The following is an 18,251-nucleotide window of genomic DNA, read 5'->3' as shown; positions in this document are numbered from 1 at the left end:
TCCCGAGCAAGAAGCGGTCGCCATCGCAACTGATGCAGTGCCGATCGCTCTATTCAAGCCAAGCACCGGCGCTGATACCGATTTTCACACCGTAGGTCAATGCGTACCGGCGGCTGTCGCGCTGCATGGCGGCGCTCATCAACATTAGGGCTATGACAATCGCACCGTGGGCTTTCGCGTGCCGCATTCCTCTTCTGAGGCCCGAAGCATCGAGCGTTGCATGCCTGGTGCGGGCTGCAATCCCTATCTAGCTATTACCGGCACACTCGCGGCCGGCTACCTGCGTATGTCACAAGTGCTCAAGCCGACCGAGCCCCATCCAGCGACGGAGATCAGCGACCGTATCCGTTGCCGCGCAATCTGCAGGAAGGTTTGACGCTGCTGCGGGCAGGCGAGCCGCTGGCCGCGATCCTGGGTGAGCCATGCGTCAACGCTTATCTCGCGTTGAAGGACACAGCGTACGAAGCGCTCTTGCGCGTCAGCCGTTCGTGGGAACGCAAGCACTTGCGTGGCACGTATGACCAAAACTCGACGACGCTCTCGCCCCATATTAGCTTTTCAGCCACTCGATCAATCACTTCAGACAACAATAGTGTCCGAGCGTTGCGTTTTTCTCGCGTCTCTTTCGCATACGTGCCAGTCTCGGCGGACGAGCCTCGCTATAGTCTGAAAGTGCCGGACATCCAAAATCGGCAGAGAAGGCGGGGGGCGATCGACTCACCTGTCCGATACTTATTCGCTGTTGCTGCGGCCTCGATTGCGACATGCCAACCGACGATTTGACAAGACCGATCACTTTCGCGTTATGCCGCGGAGATGATTGTCCAAACAACAAAAACAATGCATCGATACGGGGTAGTCATGTCGCTATCTAACAACAGTCAATTCACCCTTTCTCGAACACTCGTCTACTGGACGCGCGAGCCGCGTCGGGACCTGCGACAACACTTAGCCCGACGTAACTGGCTCGTGTCGGTCGTCGTCGATGGGCATGCCGTTAGGCACGCACTGAAGCATGTCGTTCAGGCAGGCGGGATCCTCGACCTGAGCACGGTGCCCGACACCGAATTGCTCGATACGCTGGCGGTCTGCCAGGCGACATCGGACATAGCCTGGATCGGTCTAGTCGAGCCGCGACAGCTCAGTATCGCGGCAGTCAGGGCGGTGCTTCGTGACTATTGTTTCGGTTACGTCACGCTTCCTGCGTCGCAGGAGCGCATTGCCGATGCGCTCGGACACGCGTATGGCATGCTCATGCTGCGCCCGCCTCAAAGCTCGTCACGCTCACGCGAGGGCCGAATGATCGGTACCTGCGAAGCGATGCTCAAGCTATTCGACAAGATCCCGAGGATCGCGCGCACCGACGCGCCGGTGCTCATTTCCGGCGAGTCCGGCACCGGCAAGGAGCTGACTGCGATCGCGATCCACGAGCGCTCGCCGCGTGCTAACCGGCCGTTTGTCGCGATCAACTGCGGGGCGTTACCCCCTCACCTGGTCCAGTCCGAGTTGTTCGGCTACGAGCGCGGCGCGTTCACCGGAGCGGTGTCGCGCAAGGTTGGCCGGATCGAAGCGGCCAACCATGGCACGCTGTTCCTCGATGAGATCGCGGACCTGCCGCTGGAGAGTCAGACCAGCCTATTGCGCTTCCTGCAAGAGCGCACGATCCAGCGCCTGGGCGGGCGTGACACGATCCACGTCGACGTGCGGGTCATTTCAGCCACGCACGCGAACCTGGAGGAAGCGGTCAATGCCGGACGTTTTCGCGCCGACCTTTACCATCGACTATGCGTGCTGCGCGTGGAGCAACCCGCGTTGCGCACGCGCGGCAAAGATATCGAGGTGCTCGCGCAATGCATGTTTGAACGATACAAGTCCGACGCGCCGCACGTGAAGGGTTTTTCCTTGTCGGCCATGGCCGCAATGCGTCGTTATCCGTGGCCAGGCAATGTGCGCGAGTTGATCAACCGCGTACGGCACGCGTTGGTGATGACTGACGGCACCATCCTGACGCCTCGCGATCTGGAGCTTGAACAATGGGCGCCGTCGGAAGCCATGCCGATCATCAAACCACCGGTGGTCATCGATGACCATTTAATCGACCAGGCGCTGAAGCGGCACCGCGGCCGGCAAACCGAAGCGGCACGAGAGTTGGGTATTTCCCGCTCCACGCTGTATCGCCGACTGCGCACCCAGCGCTTGGCGGGAATGACCACGGACGCCGGCTGAAGACAAGCGTGGCCGGAGCAGTCAACGATCATTGTCGAACGGAACGCATAGGGGAAGGCTCCCCCGATGCGCTTTCACACCGGCGTTGACGATTACTTCGGCGTGCGCGGCCGCAGCCCAGCCGGGCACAGTGGTATTACCAAACTGTGCATGAGATTCTCGGATTCTCAATACTTCGTAGCACTGAATGTATGGAGTTCATCTAGTAACCCGAGACGTTTCTTGTAGTCATCCGGCAAATGAGTTTTCTTTATCCTAGAGACAAGGAGAACTCGACATGCCGTTTCTCACGCGCTTGGGCAAACGCTATGGCGCGGCGATGAACATCAAAGACATGCGTCTGCTACTCATGCCGATCGACAGCGCCCCCCACGGCGAACAACCACAAGAAGCTCGACAGCGGCAAGCCGACGAATGCCGGTGGATACTCTCGGGTGTACGTGACTCTGGGAGAATGGAAATTCAATCAGTGATCGCCGCCGCCCAGCGCCTTGTATAAAGTCATTCGGTTGTTAAGCCGATGCAAGCGGTTCAGTGCATCGGCGCTCTGCGCGTCGCGCAACCGCTGCTGCTGATCGAGCCACGGCTGTACGCCGGTTGCGCCGGCGACGAAGCGGGCCCGCGCAAGCGCTTCTGCACGCTGCGCCTGAGCGAGCGACAGCGTGCGCTGTTCGCTTTCTTGTTCGAGCTGCACGCGTGCGGACAGCGCGTTCTCGACCTCGCCGAGCGCCGTGTACAGCTGCTGGCGGAAGTTGACAACAGCTTCCTCATATTGAGTCTGCGACACTTTGATCTGCAGCTGCATCGTGTTCCGCTGAATGAAGGGCAGCGCGAGCCCAAGGCCGAGCGTTGCGATGGGATTCGACAGCGCGCGCTCAAGGCTCATACTTGATGTGCCAACCGAACTGGTCAGCGTGAGCGACGGGTAGAAGTGGGTGCGCGTGATATCAACGTTCGCGAGCAAACCACGCAATCGGAATTCCGCCGCGCGCAGGTCCGGACGCCGCGCAAGCAGGTCGGCAGGCAAGCCCGCTGGCACTGCTGGCAACGGCCGGTCTGGCAGCGCAGCTGGTTCGGCGGCCCGCGCTTGCGGCGGACGGTCGAACAGGATCGCGAGCGCGTGACGATCCTCGGTACGCTGCTGAATCCATTGTGTTTGCATCGCGCGCTGCGTGGACAGGCTCTGCTCGGCTTGCGCGACATCGAGCCCGGAAACTGCGCCGGCCGCATGACGCGCCCGCACCAGCGCGAGCGTACGCCGCGCATACGCGATGTTCGCATCGCCAAGCGCGATCTGCTGGTTCAGATAGCCGATCTGCCAGTACAACGCGGCCGTCGTACCGATCAGTGAGAGCCGTGCTGCCTCGCGGTCGGCCTGCGTCGCGTCGGCTTCCCAACGCGCCGCATCGCGCTGCGCGTCGAGCTTGCCCCACAGATCGAGTTCGTAGTTGAGTGAGCCGGATACGCTGCTTGCGCGTAATGTCTGGTGCGAATCAAGCGTGCGCGATACGCGGCCGTTGCCGCCGAGCGTCACGGTTGGCGTCAGGTTGGTCGCGACAAGATTGGCCCGCAGCTGTGCGCGATAGACGCGGATCGCAGCGGCGGCAAGATCGTTGTTCACGGCAAGCGCGTCGGCAATCAGCCGATCGAGCACCGGGTCACCGAAGCTGCGCCACCAGTCGGCCGGAATAGACGCTGCTGCGCAGGGCTCAGCTGGGCTAAAGGCAGCGCAGGGATGCGTTTGCGCTGTCGCGCCGCTCGCGTCGTACGCTGTCCAATGGGCAGGCAGTCCCACTGCAGGCAACGGCTGGCGACGCGCGTTCGTACAACCAGCAAGCAACGCGGCGGCGCATGCGAGCGCGAGCAGGCGGTGGAAAACGGTCGCAATGCGGATCATCATGGCGTCACCTCAATCGCGCGCGAGCGCATCGATCGGATCGAGCCGTGCAGCGTTGCGAGCGGGCATGAAACCGAAAATGATGCCGATCAGCGTCGAACACAAGAACGCGGTGATAATGGAACCGACAGAGAACACCATTTTCCATTGGGCGACAAACAGCGGAAAAACAAAACTCGTGCCAAACGACAACACAATGCCAATTGCTCCGCCCATCAGGCATACTACGACCGCTTCGATGAGGAACTGCTGCATGATATCGCTCTGCCGCGCGCCGACGGCCATCCGGATGCCGATCTCGTGCGTTCGCTCGATCACCGACACGAGCATGATATTCATCACGCCAATCCCGCCGACCACGAGTGAGATCACCGCGACCAGCGACAGCAACAGTGTCAGCATTTGGCCGGTCTTTTCAGCCGTTTTGACCACGTTATCCACGTTGTAGGTGAAAAAGTCCTTGCGCCCGTGGCGCTGCGTCATCAGCTTCACGAGATTGTTCTCGGCTGCCGTGCTCGGCTGTCCATCACGCACCCGCACCGTGATACTGTCGAAATGGCGCTGACCAAACAGCCGGCCGCTCGCTGTCGTGTAGGGCACCCATACGTTTAGGTTCTTCATCTCACCGAATGCACTCTTCTTGTCCGCCGTCACACCGATCACCACACACGGCAGGTTGCCGATGAGCACCACCTCGCCAAGTGGATTCGAGTTTGCGCCGAACAACTTGCGACGCGTGTTCTGGTCGATCACCGCCACTTGCGCCTGACGGCGTACGTCGTCAGGACCAAAACCCACCCCCTGGGCGAAGCGTATCCCTCGTACCTGGAAGTAATGCTCGCCGATACCGCTCACAAGCACGTTGATGTCAATGTTTCGGTAGCGTAGTAACAGGCTGCGCGACGTCTCGGGTGTCACGCTGTCAAGATAGGGCTGCTCGGCGAGTGCGGCCACATCAACGGGCACAAGCGTTTCGATCATGCTCGCCTGGCTGTCGCCCCAGTCGCGGCCCGGGAAGATGCTGATCGTGTTCGTGCCAATACTGGCGATCTCATCGAGTATGTAGCGCTTCGCGCCTTCGCCAATCGCGACAATTGATACAACCGACGTGATACCGATGATAATACCGAGCATCGTCAGACCCGTGCGCAGCCGATGCGACATGAGCGCGAGCCATGCCATCCGAAATGCCTCGGCAAAGCGTCCGGCGCTCGCCGGCCAGAGGCACGCACGCAGCGCCGGCGTGGCAGCCCGCGTGCCCACCTCGGAAACGGGTGTGCCGCATGCGACGGGTGCGTTTGCCTGTACAGTTGCGTGGTCGATAACGGCAAACGATGTGTCGACACAGACGGATGCGGCCAATGCAGCGTCGGTGGCTACCGTATCCGCGGCCGAAACGCCGGCATCGGCCGCCGAGCATGGCGTATTCATCCGGTCCGCAACGATCTTGCCGTCGCGGATCTCGATAATCCGGCGCGCGTGTGCGGCAACATGCTCATCGTGCGTGACGATGATCACCGTATGGCCGAGCGCGTTCAGCTCACGCAGAAGCCGAATCACCTCCTGACCGCTCTTCGAATCGAGCGCCCCTGTCGGCTCATCGGCGAGGATCACTTCGCCGCCGTTCATCAGCGCGCGTGCGATGCTGACGCGCTGCTGCTGTCCGCCGGATAGCTGGCTCGGACGGTGCCCGGCGCGCTGCGCGAGCCCGAGTTGCGCCAACAGATGCTCAGCGCGCGCTCGCCGCACAGTCTGCGCACTGCCCGCATAGATTGCCGGCATTTCGACGTTCGCTGCCGCGCTCAGGTGCGGCAGCAGATGGTAGCGCTGGAAAATGAAGCCGAAGCGCTCGCGCCGCAGTTGTGCAAGCTCGTCCCCATTGAGTTCGCGTGTCTCGCGGCCATCGACCCGGTAGCTGCCGGCGCTCGGATGATCCAGGCAGCCCAGAATATTCATCAGCGTCGACTTGCCGGAGCCTGACGCGCCGATAATCGCAACGATCTCTCCCGCGCCGATCGACAGGTTGACGTCCTTCAGCACGACCACATCCCGGTCACCGGCGGGAAAGTGCCGTGTGACGTCGATAAGCTGCAGCAGCGGTCGGGGCATCGTCAGCGTACTGAGCTGGTGAAAGCGTCGGACGCGTCGCCGATCACGACGCGTTCGCCGGCCTTGAGTCCGCCGCGGACCTCGACCTTAACGTTGTTGTTCAGCCCGGTGCTGACTTGACGCGTGACGACCCTGCCATCGGCGTCGAGCACGCGCACTGTGTACCGCCCATCCGGCGCCTTCGCGCCGAGCGCGGAAACCGGGATACTGAGCACTTGCCGCGCGATGCCGAGCAGCACGCTGACCTGCGCAGTCATCGAGATGCGTAGCCGGTGACCGGGATTCGGCACTTCAAACAACGCGTTGTAGAACACAGCGGTATTGAGCTTGGACGAGCCGCCGAGCGAATTTTGTTGTGTATCGAGGAAATTCTGCGGCGCGGGCTCGATCGCGCGCAACTTGCCATAATAGCGTTTGTCCGGTTCGCCGAGTATCGTGAAGTATGCGGCCTGGCCTGGGTGCAGGCGGATCACGTCAGCTTCCGATACCTGTGCCTTCACCGTCATCGTGTCGAGGTCGGCGAGCTTCAGGATCACCGGTGCCTGCTGCTGCGCGATCACAGTCTGGCCTTCCTGCGTAACAATCGCGACCACTTCGCCATCCATCGGCGCGACGATCCGCGTGTAGCCGAGGTTGGCCAGTGCGGTCTCGGTCTGAATGCGGGCCGAGCGGATCTGCGCGTCGAGGGACGCGAGATTCGCATGCTGCACATCGAGCGCCGCTCTCGCCACTTCGCAATCCCGCCGCGAGGTCGCGTCATCCCGCAGCATTTGCTGCTGGCGGCGGAATTCGAGTTCAGCCTGCACAAGCTGCGCAGCCGTTGCACGTCTCCGCGCAACGAGGTCCTGCTCGTTGGTTTCCGCCTGACGCAGCGCGTTCTGCAAGAGAACCGGGTCAATCTGCGCGAGCCATTGTCCCGTCTTGACCTTATCGCCGAGCTTGACCTTCAGCGACTTGAGTTGGCCAGAGACTTGTGCGCCAACATCAACCTGCTTGAATGCCTGTAGCGTGCCCGTCGCGAGCACCGCGTTCTCGAGATCGCCGCGTTCGACGCTCGCGGTCAAGTAATGCGAATACTTGTCCCGAGAAAAGACATGTAGCAAAAGCGTGACAATCAGAACGACAGCGATAACGCCGGCTATCGCGGAACGCCAACGACGGATCTTCATGGATGGCAGAGCAGTTAGAGCAAATGCAAGTACATAGAGGCAACCCAAATTGAACCATGATACCGAAAAGTATCCGACGCTATCTTTTCAAAATGTTGTACCTTTCACCGCATTGCGGCATACAGTATCCTTGTGGTGCGATGTACGCAACAATATTTTCAGCTCCCGCGCTTGCCCCCCAGAATTAGTAAACAATGCCAATGGAGTTGACACAACTTTCACCCGCCCTCTTTGCAAAAATCTCATTCCTCTATTACACTAACTTTGCCGATGTTGATTTGAATGACATAGGCGTAGCCGCTTGCCTACTCGGGTAGCGGCTTTCTTTCAACACTGCGGGATCAAGGAGATTCTCATGAATAAGCAACAAGACGTGACGCATGAAGTGTCGGACTTCCTGTTGGATGATGAATCACTGATGGAACTGTGCGCTTCCGAATCGACGCTGGGCGGTTCGGGACAATACAGAGAAGCTGGTGTTGGCCGCTTCCTCTGATCCAATACACTGATTCTGCCCATGTTGGCTTAAACGACACAGGCTTAGCCGCTTGCCTACTTGGGAAGCGGCTCCCTTTCAGCTACGGGATCAGGGAGATTCTCATGAATCAGCAACAAGACGTGAAGCATAAAGTGTCGGACCTCCTGTAAATGATGAATCGCTGATGGAACTCGACGCTGGGCGGTGCGGGAGTATACAAAGAAGCTGGCATTGGCCGTTTCAAATCTTAAAGTGTGGATCGATATAAAACAACGCTAAGCAAATACCTTAAGTACTGCTTCGAATGGATCTCAGAGTTACACGAATCCCAGATTTATTGTTAAGCATACTAAGTTAGTATCTAGTATTTCCCCGTAGTCACGCCACAGAACAATCATACAAAATGCCGCATCATTTGATGCCCAATGTGTTTGGGGCCTGTTTCGCTAAGCAGATTATCTTGCTCGATGTGGTGCGCGATCGGTACGCTGTTTTAACCGAGATGCAATCTGCGGCATTGGCGTCACAGCTTGGGCTCGATGTTGAGCGCTTTTCTCAGGCTGACACGATTCAGAATTCAGCCATTCTGGAAGAATTAAAGCGTGCTAATTGGATTAGCGCCGCCTCGTTCCCAGAAGCTGACGCTAAGTTGAACACATTGAGCCCCTCGCCGCAAACAGGTGGGATGTCGGCCAATGGTTGGAAGTTACCTGACGACGCCTTTGCGCATCGACCTGCTTGGACAAACATCGTCAAAGCCACGCTCATTCTGAGATCCGTGCATCGATGCGCCGCGCGGCGCGGACTGGCCGGGTTGTTGCAGTTGTGCAATCAAGCTCGCCGTGAAGCCAAATCAGGCCTGTGTGTCGGCCAGCCGGATGATTACGCGCCCTTCGTGAACACGCTCAATTGGGCCTGCCTGTTTTACCCTCGGCCAACCAAGTGTTTGGAGTGGTCCGTCGCGCTGACTGTGCTGTGCGCGCGTGCCGGCTTGGCATTGAAATTGGTGATCGGCGTGCAATCTTTTCCATTTTATGCGCACGCCTGGTCGGAAGCCGGAGGAATGGTGATTGGGGATAGCCCACTCCGACGCAAAGAGTTATCCGTTATTCTGGAATGCCCCCATCCTCTGCTAGCACTACCCCTATGACCCTACTTGGCATCGCCTATCCGAAGACGCAGGATTATTTAGCACAAAAACGGGATTGGAGGTTCGTACGTGACCCATCCAACCAGATTGCAGGTGCACTTTGGCATCAACAAGTCAGGGCCGACACGCGTGCCCTATGTGGGCAATTTGGCACGTACTTCTACTGTTTTTATGGTTCAGCATTTTCGAAGCTGGACCAGAGCAAAATTAAGGAAAACGACTTACAGGCAATTGCGACAGTAGGTCCTGCGCGTCTCATGGCTCGATTCTGGGGCAAATATTTATTTATCTGCTTTGAACTGACCGAAAAAAAGTTGATCTGCTGCAGCGATCCAAGTAACCAATGGCCTGTATATTGGGCATGGTCCAGCCGTTACGGTTTGCTTTTTTCGGATACGATCACGTGCCTGCATCAAACCTTGGTGGAAATCGGCGAGCGTCCGGCATGGAATAAAAACTTTTTTACGACATGGTTACGCACGGGTACTGTACAAAATGGTGAACTGCCGTTTGATCGTATCCAAGAAATTCCGGCAGGCTGCGCCGTCTCCTATATCGATGACGGTAAACCAAAAATCGTGACGGTTTGGGATCCCCTCAAGCACGCAGTAGAAAATGGTGCCCAAACCCCATTCGGCATTTTAAAGAATTATTTTAACCGGTTTGTATCGTTGGCCGATCGGCCCGTGCTGGAACTCTCCGGAGGTCTGGAATCCAGCTCCGTGTTGCTGGCAATGCGCGCCGTCGCCTCGGCTGACCATCCGCTGTCTTGCGCGCATTATTACCATGCCGGTGTCGCTTCATCCAACGAGCTGGAACATGCGCGTCACGTTGCACAAAGCGTACAGGCTCGCCTCCATGAGGTGGATACGAGGGTATTATCGTTTGCCCCTGTTCAGTCTGTTCCGCGGGTGGCTAAACCGCATATCCGATATTGTCTGCTCGCCTTTAATCAGTATTTTGCAAGCCAACTCGAGAAGGGAGAGCATACTCAGTTGATCAGCGGGCATGGAGGGGATTCGCTCTTTTTGGCACCTCCGCCTTTCGGCGCGCTTGCCGATGCGGCACTTGCATGGCAATGGCGGCGATTAGTGCACGTGGCGATGGACTTGGCGCTCATTCGCAGAGCGCCTCTGATTCAAGTGGCAATGGACGCGGTCCGATCGTTGTTTTCTTCAAATCCTTTTGAAAATAACGGCTGCACACTCGATCTTCTATCTGAAGAAAAACAGCACGAATCGTTCGATCAACGAGCCCACTTGCATCCGTTTCTCCAGCAAAATAAGGTCCGGTTACCCGGCCAGCTATATCAGCTGGCTTTGGCTTTTTTGACGCTCGACGACATTCGATCGCCCGCCTATCCATTTACCCAACCCACGCATTATCCGTTTCTTTGTCAGCCGATGGTCGAGTTCGCGCTGTCCATCCCCAGCTACGATCATTTCGAAGGCGCACATAATCGCATTGTGCTAAGAAAATCGGTCTCGGCGGCCACAGGGTATCCGAACCTGTGGCGCCGAAACAAAGGCGAAACATCAGGTATCGATTTGTTGGGCATTCGTGACCACAAGGATCATATGATGGCGACCTGTCTCGAGGGATTTTTGGCCAAAGAGGGCTATCTCGACGTAAAGCGCACACGTGCTGCGATCCAGCATAGCAGCAAAGGACACAGCAAATATTTTATAGGCCTCCTTCACCTCTATGCCGCCGAACTGTTTGTTCAAGGATGGCAATGACTAGTGAGTGAAGCGTGATGCAGCACGGTCTCTTCAAAACAGTCTTTTTTTGCTGCGTTGCTTGTGGACGCGTGAATGGAAAACGCGTTTTCAGATCATCGCAGCTATCGGCTGTACCGGATGCTCGGTCGGGCTGGCCATTATCGCACCGATGCTGCTCAAGTGGCTCATCGACGGTTTGTCCGGCGCGCCGCTCTCGGCGGTGAACGTCTATCTGCTCTGTGTAGCTTACGGCGGCGCATGGTTTCTGTCACAAGCGACGAACCGTTGCGAGCAGTATTTGTTCGTGTTGGTCAATGAGCGTATCAAACGTACGATTACGCTGAATTACGTCAGTCACGTGCTCGGTCAGACCACTGCGGCATTGAGTGCTCACCAAACGGGCGCTTCTGTGAGCGAACTCTCGCGCGTACAAGACAGTGCGATGCGTGCAATTATCGGGCTCTTTTGGAGCCTCGCACCGATTGGTGTCGAAATCGCGGTCGTCGGCATCGTCGTATTCTCGTTGTTTGGCCTCGTTTATGCAGCTGTCTTGCTGGGGGTTCTAACCCTTTATATTTACTTTAGCGTCGCGACGGCGAAGCGCTGTGAAGTGCTGCAACGCAAGAAAAACCGAGCGTCGGATCGTGCCTCTACGCGGCTGGTCGATACGCTAACGCATGCCGATACGGTCAAAGCGTTTTCGAATGAAGCCAGCGAATTAACCCGGCTCGACCGTGTGTTAAAAATGCGCGCCTGGGCGAGTGTCCATATCACGCGCAAGATGGAGATCGTTGGCGCCGCTCAATTATTGATTGTCAGTATCGGGTTGACCACGCTCACGGCTTTAGCGGGACGAGATATCCTGGCACACCGGCTCACCATTGGCGATTTCGTGCTGTTGAACAGTTACCTGCTGCGATTTACTTTGCCGCTCAGCACATTCGGCTATGTGGTGCGGGAAGTCCAAATCGGTTTGTTCAATCTATCGGAATTGCTGCACACGATCCGTGTCAGATGGCACTTCGAACCCTTGAGCTCCCCCCTGCTCAAGCAAGCGCCGTCGATCGAATTTCGCAACGCCAGCTTTCGCCATCCGTGCGGTAAACGAGTATTGCGCCACGTAAATTTTTCGATTCCTGCTGGCGCCTTCTGTGCACTGGTAGGACCGAGCGGCGGGGGGAAATCCACGCTCATCAAGTTATTATTGCGCCTGTATAAGCTCGATGAAGGGCAAATCCTCATCGATGGTCAACCGATCGAATCGCTTTCCGAATCGCAGTTGCGTCAGTCGGTCAGCTATGTGACACAAGACGCGCATTTGCTGGATCGCTCGATACGCGAAAACATCTGCTTTGCCTGCCCACAAGCCTCCAATTCAGAGCTTGAACAAGTTATCCATTCCTGTGCGCTGACACCCGTCATTGCTGCGGCGAGCCAGGGCCTGGAGACGTCGATTGGCGAGCGAGGCAACAAATTGTCGGGCGGTGAGCGACAACGTGTGGGACTGGCCCGCGCTTTATTGCGCAATAGTCCTTTGCTACTGCTGGACGAACCGACTGCCGCGCTCGATGCACACACCGAGGCCGATATCTTCAAGCATCTCTATGAGCGTTATCGTCACACCACGCGGCTCGTGATTGCACACCGGCTCGCTGCAATTCAGCATGCGGACCTCATCTTGGTCATGCAAGATGGGACGATCGTGGAGACGGGCACGCATAGTAGTTTGCTAAGGCAACAAGGTGTTTATGCCCATCTTTGGCGTAAGCAGAACCATTTATCGACAAAACAATCTGACTTATCAGCAGTACGATAAAATGGGAGCGAAATCCCACACACAGCCATCCGCATGGGCTCCTCAAAACCGGGCGCCGACTAACCGGTAAGCGCGGGTCTTTGCGATGCGGTTTCGGCGATCATGCACTGCATAGATCAGGTCCGCGCGAACCGGTAATCCCCCCGTTTTTAACGGAGTCCAAAAGTAGAAGCTATGCGGCCATGGCCGGCCGCTGTTTTGGCGTCAATCCGCCCAAGGCCATGTTCGGGCGGTCGTGATTGTAAGTCCACATCCAGTCTGTCGCGAACTGCTGCACGTGGTCGAAGTGTCTGGCGACAATTACTTTTGCCGGTGGCGCCAACTAGATTTGCCGGATCGGTGGTGTTGCGCAATGGCATCGCACCGACAATCTGACTGCGGCCGTACGCGACCTTGATCGCGAAGGAATGCATGAGTTCACGCAGAACTATCGTGCATTGCTTGCTCACTACGGCATGCAGCCATCAGCGAACACGGCCGGATGCGCTAATCAAAACGGCGACGTCGAGCAATCGCACTTCCGGTTCAAAGAGGCCGTGGACCAGGCGCTACGGGTTCGCGGCACGCGAGACTTTGCAACGCGCAGCGACTACGAACACTGCCTTGGCGAACTTGTTCGGCAGCGCAATCTCACGCGCTCGCAACGATTCGAGGCGGAGCGAGCGGCGCTTAGAGCGCTGCCCACAGCGCCGCTGGACTTCACGCGCGAGGTCACGGTGCGCGTTTCTCGTTTCAGTTTGGTTCGGGTTCTCAACAATCACTACTCGGTGCCGTCACGATTGATCGGCGCCACGCTGAAGGCGCGCATCCGCTCGGAGAACTTGGATCTTTACCACGGGACGGCACATGTTCTTACTCTGCCGCGCTTGAGCGGGCGCAACTAGCGGCGAATCGACTACCGGCATCTGATCTGGTCACTGGTGAGAAAGCCCGGCGCGTTCGCAGCTTACTGCTACAGAGACGAGCTGTTTCCAACGACCACGTTTCGCCGGGCCTACGACGCACTGCTTGCCACAACGCCGACGAAGGCGGACCAGCAATACCTTCGTCTGTTGCATTGAGCTGCGAGCACATCCGAGGTGGAAGTTGACGAAGCAATCGGCCGCTTGTTGCATGACGAGCGCATACCGACGCTCGATGTCGTGCGCGAACTCGTCGCAAGCCCTACGCCGACACCGGTGCGCGAGCCGGAAATTGGCAAGGCCGCCATCAACTTGCGCGACTATGACGCCCTAATCCCGTCGCGGAGCAATCATGCATAACGCCCGTGAAGAATTGCTGGTGTCGCTTCGTGCGCTCAATCTTGGTGCCATGGCGGCAGCTGTGGAAGACACGGCACTGCAAGCGGCAAAGGAAGGGATGACCCATGAGGCGTTTCTTCTCGAGCTGGCTCGTATCGAACGTGCAGCGAAGGCGTCGCGCCGAATCGAGCGGCTACTGAAGCAATCCGGACTGCTGCCCGAGAAGAACTTGCGCACGTTAAAACTGGAAAGATTCGATCCGGCCACTGGCCTGCAGATCGAGCGGCTGCGCAGCGGCAGCTTCCTCAAGGATGCCACCAATGTGATCGCGCTGGGCCGACCTGGTGCCGGGAAAAGCCATCTTGCCTGCGCATTGGGGCACGCGCTCGTCGAGCAAGGGTACCCGGTCCTGTTCACACCCACGGGAGCCTTGGTGCAGCGACTATTGGCAGCAAAGCGCGATCTGCGTTTGCCGCAGGAGCTAGCGAAGCTGGATCGCTTCGAGTGCCTCATTCTGGACGACATCGGCTACGTCCAGCATAACCGAGATGAAATGGAAGTGCTGTTCACGTTGCTCGCTGAGCGCTACGAGCGCAAGAGCATCGTCATCACGACAAACCTCGTGTTCTCAGAGTGGGAGCGCATCTTTAAGGATCCGATGACCACGCTCGCGGCCATCGACCGCGTCGTCCATCACAGTGTCATTCTCGACTTGATGAACGTTGAAAGCTATCGGGCAAAAGCTGCCGGCGCCAAGCCGACGGCGCCAGCCCTGCTAACAGCATAGGGCGGCAATTTTAGTTGTCGTCGGCGGCGTTTGTAGTTGACGCCAGACAGTCGAGGTTTTCCCAGTGGTACAGCGATAGCCATTCGTAGCGCACGGTCCTGTTGAACCGCTCGACGTACGCATTGTGCTGCGGCTTGCCCGGCTGGATGTATTCGAGCTTGATCCCGGTTCTCGCCGCCCACGCCGTGATCGCCGCGCTCAGGTACTCCGGGCCATTATCGCAACGAATCGCCACGGGCTTGCCGCGCCAGCCGATGATCTGGTTCAGCGAACGTATTACACGCTCGGACGGCAGCGAGAAGTCGATCTCGATGCCCAGTGCCTCGCGGTTGAAGTCGTCGATCACATTGAATAGCCGGATGCTGCGCCCGTCTGCCAGCTGGTCGTGCATGAAATCCATCGACCAGACCTGGTTCAACGCCGTGGGCACCACCAACGGCACGGGCGCCTGACGTACCAGCCGTCGCCTCGGCTTGATTCGCAAGTTCAACTCCAGTTCGCGATAGATCCGGTACACCCGCTTGTGATTCCAGCCATAGCCCTTCACGTTGCGCAGATACAGAAAGCACAAACCGAATCCCCATGTTCGATGATTGTCCGTCAGACGCAGCAGCCACTGGGCCACCTCGCCGTTCTTTTCATCGCGCTTGCCGACAACATAGCGATAGCACGTTTCGCTCAGGCCAAATGCCTTGCAGGCCTGGCGAACCGACATGGCCCGCTCCTGTACTGCCCACTGAGCCATCTCGCGGCGGCGAGATGGCTTCACCACTTTTTTGCGAGTGCCTCCGCAACCACCTCGGCCTTGAGTTTCTCCTCGACATACATCTTGCGTAGCCGGGCATTCTCCGCTTCCAGTTCCTTCATCCGGGCCATCAGCGAGGTATCCATACCGCCAAACTTCGAGCGCCACTTGTAAAACGTCGCCGTGCTAATACCCAGTTCCCGGCAAAGATCCGGCACTGCCAGCCCGGACTCCACCCGCTTCAGAGCTTCGATGATCTGGCTGTCCGTGAATCTCGACTTCTTCATCCGTAAAACTCCCTTAACGAGAAAATTCTACTTCTGGATGCACCGCTTTAAGGGGGATTACCCGAGCAGCGGGCATCGTTAGTACATAAACTGTTATTTAGTACGATTAGGTTGAATGAAGTGGACGAAGCACTATCCCAACAAGTGTGGCAGCGTGCGCTACGTGCACTTGACAACTGCGATACAGGAGACGTATTTAACGTATTTTCTGAATTCCAGCATGGCACTGCAATCTTACTATTTTCCGACCAGCAATGGGAAAACGCCAAAATTGAAATCAGGGCCTTCGTCGAGCGTAATCGTAAGCGGTATAGTGGCTTCGATCATCTGCTCGAAGGGCTTGAACGTTGTGAGAACAGCCTGAACCGCGCAATCAACGTTGCAGATGACATGAGATCGTGGACTGATGCGGAGGCGGTGCCAGATTGGACACTTGACAATTTCACGGACACCGAGATACGGTGAACAATGAAGCAAAAGAAGACCCATGAAAGCAATTCAGTAAGGGCTTCAAATGCAAGGCAATGACGCTGGTCAAGAAGCGTGGCGTGTCAACCACACAGGCGGCTGGCAATCTAGAACTGCATAAAATGGATTTTGATCCCACCTCCACTGCCAACAGCGCTCAAGTTGCACTTTACGCAATGCAAAGTCAGCAAGCCGATCGCTCTGCAGCCACTGCCCCACCGCCCTCCCCGCGCTTAGCGGCGCGGGCGAACACTAGCGTGCGGCAACGCCCGACGACGTATCATGACTTGCCGCCCGAGATCCTTCAGCAGGTGGCCGACCACATGCCGTTCGATGACATCGGCAATCTATCGACTGTGGACAGGCGAACCTACCATGCGCTGCAAGAAAGACGACTGAGCCGGCTTTGCTGCCAACGCGCTGCTGATGCTACCCGCTTCGAGACGCCGGAAGGTTTTCTGCGGGCACAACAGTTACTCGCTGAAATCGAGCGTATCCACGATCCGATGCTGCGCGCCGAGCCACTGCGAATGCTGGCAAACTGTTTGATTACGTTGCCCGAAGAACGACAGCAACAGAAAGCGGCATTTCAACAAGTCTTTGAGGCCGCAGGCCGTGTACCCAAGCAAGGCTTGCAAATACAAAAAAGGATGATCAAATCTATCCCCGCTTTCTCGGGCCAGGGATCCGATTTATATGCATTTGCCTATGCCGACGCCGAACGACGACGCCCCGAACAAGGTAGCACCTGGGCTGCTCTTGCATCGATACTAGGATGGTTTCCACCGACTGAGTCTTTGCAGTTTGAAACTGAATATCGGGCTTTTGTGAACCGGCTTCCCGCGTTAAATCCAGCCGAACAAGCTGAACTACTCGCGGAACTCGCCGCACGGCTGCCCGACCCTCCCTCCGAAGTATCGTGGGACCCCTTCCCCGCCCACTACCCTACAGCGGCGACAATCGCTGGGTTATACGAAACGCTGACCCAATGGGTACAGCGTCTGCCGGCATCGCACCGCGGCGCGCCAATCAATGCGTTATTTAGACAGATAGATAAGTTGCCCAAAGAGCAACAGACAGCGGCATTCCAGAAGATTTTCGAGGCCGCAGGCCATGTGCCAAAGGAAGGCTTGCTAATACAAAAAAAGATGATTGGGTCCATAGTCAATTTTCCGGGCCAGCGATCTGCTTTGTATGCGTTTGCCTATGCCGACGCCGAACGACGACGCCCCGGACAGGGCAGCACTTGGACTGCCCTTGCATCGGTGCGAAAACATTGGTCGGTGCAAGATGAGCTCCCCATTGATCCCCCGCAGTTTGCAACCGAATATCGAGCTTTTGTGAGTCGGCTTCCCGCGTTGAGCCCAGCCGAACAAGCTGAACTGATCGTGGAACTAGCCGAACTGCTAATCGAATTTAACGTCAACTCCTACGCCACAACTACGACGACAGTCGCAGAGCTATACGAAACATTGACCCAATGGGTGCAACATATGCCAGCGTCGCACCGCGGCGCGCCGATCGGTGCATTAGCCGAAAAAATATGGCTGCTGTCGCAGGCGCAAAGGCCTGTCCACTATGCCAACCTACGACACCTCATGTTGTCACTACCCGATCACGAATTAGGTAAGGCGTTACGTTATCTGTCAAGCGCGGTAGCAAACTTGCCATCAACCCAGCAAGCACACGAGCTGTCGCGACTCGAACCCATCATTGAGCGTGTGCTACCCGAACAACGTGCATTGGTGGTGCTCGGGCTGATTAACAGTACAGGGGGGCTGAACGAAGCGCTAGTCAAGCAAGTGTGGCAGCGCGCACTAAACCTACTTGACAGCAGCAGTGACGTCATCCAACGCATGCCGCCCGAGCAGCGTGTATCGATGGGGTTTGAGCTCATTCAAAGTACAAAGAGACTGGACGAAGCACTATCCAGGCAAGTGTGGCGCAGTACCCTACGTGCATTTGACAACTACGATGTAAAAGACGTGTACGACGTATTTTGGGAATTGCAATACTGGGATTCCTTATCAGGAATGCCTGACCAGCAATGGGAAGACGCCAAAACCGAGATCAGTGCGTTTATCGAACGTAACCGTAACCGGTTGGCTACGGACACCTGCGACTATGTGCTTCAATTGAATCAAGCAGATTGAGGCC

The 18,251-nt window shown here is 57.2% G+C and carries 16 protein-coding genes and 2 pseudogenes; 13 read left to right on the top strand and 5 right to left on the bottom strand.

What is annotated here, in order from left to right; translation table 11 throughout:
• Nucleotides 1-65 precede the first annotated feature (65 nt).
• The 3 genes and pseudogenes from KQH60_RS05025 to KQH60_RS05015 all read left to right on the top strand — a co-directional run.
• Nucleotides 66-507, top strand: a pseudogene (locus KQH60_RS05025) (glutamine synthetase); the annotation flags it as partial.
• A gap of 354 nt (nucleotides 508-861) precedes the next feature.
• A complete protein-coding gene (locus KQH60_RS05020) occupies nucleotides 862-2,226 on the top strand; it encodes a sigma-54 dependent transcriptional regulator (protein ID WP_237575453.1) in 1,365 nt (454 codons plus the stop codon).
• A gap of 277 nt (nucleotides 2,227-2,503) precedes the next feature.
• Nucleotides 2,504-2,725 carry a hypothetical protein gene (locus tag KQH60_RS05015; protein ID WP_237575452.1) on the top strand — a complete coding sequence of 74 codons (222 nt, stop codon included), beginning with the start codon at nucleotides 2,504-2,506 and terminating at the stop codon, nucleotides 2,723-2,725.
• Here KQH60_RS05015 and KQH60_RS05010 read toward each other — a convergent pair.
• The 3 genes from KQH60_RS05010 to macA are packed head-to-tail and all read right to left on the bottom strand — an operon-like array spanning nucleotide 2,693 to nucleotide 7,401.
• Entirely contained in the window at nucleotides 2,693-4,126 is a 1,434-nt protein-coding gene (locus tag KQH60_RS05010) for an efflux transporter outer membrane subunit (protein ID WP_237575451.1), read from the bottom strand. The two genes, KQH60_RS05015 and KQH60_RS05010, sit on opposite strands and share 33 nt — an antisense overlap.
• Nucleotides 4,127-4,135: 9 nt before the next feature.
• Nucleotides 4,136-6,232: a MacB family efflux pump subunit gene (locus KQH60_RS05005; RefSeq protein WP_237575450.1), complete on the bottom strand. Its 2,097-nt coding sequence runs from the start codon at nucleotides 6,230-6,232 to the stop codon at nucleotides 4,136-4,138.
• Nucleotides 6,233-6,234: 2 nt separating this feature from the next.
• Nucleotides 6,235-7,401, bottom strand: a complete 1,167-nt coding sequence (macA, locus tag KQH60_RS05000) for a macrolide transporter subunit MacA (protein WP_237575449.1) — start codon at nucleotides 7,399-7,401, stop codon at nucleotides 6,235-6,237.
• Nucleotides 7,402-7,756: 355 nt separating this feature from the next.
• On the opposite strand from macA, the gene KQH60_RS04995 reads away from it, so the two are divergent.
• The 5 genes and pseudogenes from KQH60_RS04995 (at nucleotide 7,757) to KQH60_RS04980 (ending at nucleotide 12,566) form a co-directional block, all read left to right on the top strand.
• A complete protein-coding gene (locus tag KQH60_RS04995) occupies nucleotides 7,757-7,897 on the top strand; it encodes a burhizin family lasso peptide (protein ID WP_237575448.1) in 141 nt (46 codons plus the stop codon).
• Nucleotides 7,898-8,070: 173 nt separating this feature from the next.
• A pseudogene (locus KQH60_RS14995) lies at nucleotides 8,071-8,130 on the top strand (burhizin family lasso peptide precursor); the annotation flags it as partial.
• 152 nt (nucleotides 8,131-8,282) lie between these two features.
• Nucleotides 8,283-9,029 carry a lasso peptide biosynthesis B2 protein gene (locus tag KQH60_RS04990; protein WP_237575447.1) on the top strand — a complete coding sequence of 249 codons (747 nt, stop codon included), beginning with the start codon at nucleotides 8,283-8,285 and terminating at the stop codon, nucleotides 9,027-9,029.
• Nucleotides 9,026-10,768 (top strand): asparagine synthase C-terminal domain-containing protein, encoded by a 1,743-nt coding sequence (locus tag KQH60_RS04985; RefSeq protein ID WP_237575446.1) that lies wholly within the window; start codon nucleotides 9,026-9,028, stop codon nucleotides 10,766-10,768. Before KQH60_RS04990 ends, KQH60_RS04985 begins: the two co-directional genes overlap by 4 nt.
• Before the next feature lie 61 nt (nucleotides 10,769-10,829).
• Nucleotides 10,830-12,566 (top strand): ABC transporter ATP-binding protein, encoded by a 1,737-nt coding sequence (locus tag KQH60_RS04980; protein WP_237575445.1) that lies wholly within the window; start codon nucleotides 10,830-10,832, stop codon nucleotides 12,564-12,566.
• A gap of 172 nt (nucleotides 12,567-12,738) precedes the next feature.
• Here the strand turns inward: KQH60_RS04980 and KQH60_RS04975 are convergent, their stop codons facing one another.
• A complete protein-coding gene (locus KQH60_RS04975) occupies nucleotides 12,739-12,888 on the bottom strand; it encodes an integrase core domain-containing protein (protein WP_255779039.1) in 150 nt (49 codons plus the stop codon).
• Between the two features lie 85 nt (nucleotides 12,889-12,973).
• On the opposite strand from KQH60_RS04975, the gene KQH60_RS04970 reads away from it, so the two are divergent.
• The 3 genes from KQH60_RS04970 (at nucleotide 12,974) to istB (ending at nucleotide 14,594) form a co-directional block, all read left to right on the top strand.
• Nucleotides 12,974-13,450, top strand: a complete 477-nt coding sequence (locus KQH60_RS04970; RefSeq protein WP_237575444.1) for a hypothetical protein — start codon at nucleotides 12,974-12,976, stop codon at nucleotides 13,448-13,450.
• A 195-nt stretch (nucleotides 13,451-13,645) separates the two neighbouring features.
• The gene (locus KQH60_RS04965; protein ID WP_237575443.1) at nucleotides 13,646-13,828 is read left to right on the top strand and encodes a hypothetical protein; all 183 of its coding nucleotides are present in this window, start codon (nucleotides 13,646-13,648) and stop codon (nucleotides 13,826-13,828) included.
• Nucleotides 13,821-14,594, top strand: a complete 774-nt coding sequence (gene istB, locus KQH60_RS04960; protein WP_237575442.1) for an IS21-like element helper ATPase IstB — start codon at nucleotides 13,821-13,823, stop codon at nucleotides 14,592-14,594. Before KQH60_RS04965 ends, istB begins: the two co-directional genes overlap by 8 nt.
• 10 nt (nucleotides 14,595-14,604) lie before the next feature.
• Here the strand turns inward: istB and KQH60_RS04955 are convergent.
• Nucleotides 14,605-15,626 (bottom strand): IS3 family transposase gene (locus KQH60_RS04955; RefSeq protein ID WP_237575441.1). Its coding sequence is split into 2 segments (ribosomal slippage): nucleotides 14,605-15,365 and nucleotides 15,365-15,626, totalling 1,023 coding nucleotides; the frame shifts between segments, so codons are not numbered across the junction.
• Nucleotides 15,627-15,737: 111 nt separating this feature from the next.
• On the opposite strand from KQH60_RS04955, the gene KQH60_RS04950 reads away from it, so the two are divergent.
• Complete coding sequence (locus tag KQH60_RS04950) at nucleotides 15,738-16,091, top strand: hypothetical protein (RefSeq protein ID WP_237575440.1); 354 nt, start codon at nucleotides 15,738-15,740, stop codon at nucleotides 16,089-16,091.
• An 83-nt stretch (nucleotides 16,092-16,174) separates the two neighbouring features.
• Entirely contained in the window at nucleotides 16,175-18,247 is a 2,073-nt protein-coding gene (locus tag KQH60_RS04945) for an F-box protein (RefSeq protein WP_237575439.1), read from the top strand.
• Nucleotides 18,248-18,251 lie beyond the last annotated feature (4 nt).

It is taken from the genome of Mycetohabitans sp. B8, from assembly GCF_021991875.1.
Lineage (GTDB): Bacteria > Pseudomonadota > Gammaproteobacteria > Burkholderiales > Burkholderiaceae > Mycetohabitans.
Note: the sequence above shows the minus strand (reverse complement) of the source record. Positions and strands in the feature narration are given on the sequence as shown.